Consider the following 1,130-nt stretch of genomic DNA (forward strand, 5'->3'; position numbering starts at 1 on the left):
CCGAATGGTGTCCTTGATCAGGTGACTGCCGTCTTCGTCGCGAAATGTTGTTGCCACACCCGGCTGGCCGTTCGGATTCTCCGTCGGCGGACTGCCGGTGAACGTCACCGGTGCATGGATGTCGGTGGCCTTGATCAGCAACCCCGCATATTCGCCGGGCCCTACCGGCGCCGCTGTGGTCGGTTCGGGGCCACGGCTGCCCCGGGCCGAGGTGGCGGAAGCGGATTTCGGGGTCGATGTCGTCGAATGGGTACCGCAGCCGCTCGTGGCCACCACCAGCGCCGCCGCCACGGCCACACCTGCCGCCGCCACCGGAGAAATCCTCATCACACGCGCCCCTTCCCGGCTCCTTCCCGGGCTGCATCTGGCGAAGCAAACCGGCTCGAGTGCCGAATCGGACAGTACATCGTCGGGAAACCGGGCGGTGCGGAAAGGGCGCGGCGCTACTCCAACTGGTCGCGCAGGCACAGCAGGGTGCTGGCGAGGATGCGTGAGACCTGCATCTGCGAGACGCCGATCCGCTCGGCGATCTGGCTTTGCGTCATCGATTCGAAAAAACGCATGTGCAGGACCTCGCGTTGGCGTCGGGGAAGCGCACTCAACAGGGCGCGGACCGCTTTCCTGTTGGTGATGTGGTCGATCTGAGGATCGACGCGGCCGACAGCGTCGGCCACCACGCGGGGCTTGCCTGAACTGTCGCTGCAGATGGGCGCTTCCAGCGATTCGAGCCGATAGGCGTCACCCGCGATGAGGCATTCGACGATCTCCTCATGGGGGACTTCCAGCGCTCGAGAAAGTTCACCGGCTGTCGGTGCCCGACCTAGCTGCTGCGTCAAATCCGCTGTGGTTCTGCTGATTTGGACGTGCAACTCGCGCAGTCGGCGTGGCACACGCATGCCCCAGCTGTAGTCACGAAAGTAGCGGCGGACCTCGCCCATCATGGTGGGGACCGCAAATCCGACGAAACTGGGGCCTTTTGCGGGGTCGAATCGGTTGATGGCGTTCATCAGGCCCAGGCGGGCGACCACCAGCACCGCCTGCGTACCGGGGAAGTAACGGTAGACGGTCTGCCGTGTCACCCCGAGCGCCCGGGCCACGTCGGCGATGCGCATCGCCGAGCCGCGCTCGTC

At 65.7% G+C, this 1,130-nt stretch carries 1 protein-coding gene and 1 pseudogene; both read right to left on the reverse strand.

Annotation, left to right across the window (positions count from 1 at the left end):
* Positions 1–327: pseudogene (locus AC2VOP_RS20680) on the reverse strand (hypothetical protein); the annotation flags it as partial.
* A gap of 116 nt (positions 328–443) precedes the next feature.
* Positions 444–1,130: SigB/SigF/SigG family RNA polymerase sigma factor (locus AC2VOP_RS20685; RefSeq protein WP_486962703.1), on the reverse strand; the 687-nt coding region annotated here is incomplete at its 5' end.

This window comes from Mycobacterium sp. TH-M106, assembly GCF_057473765.1.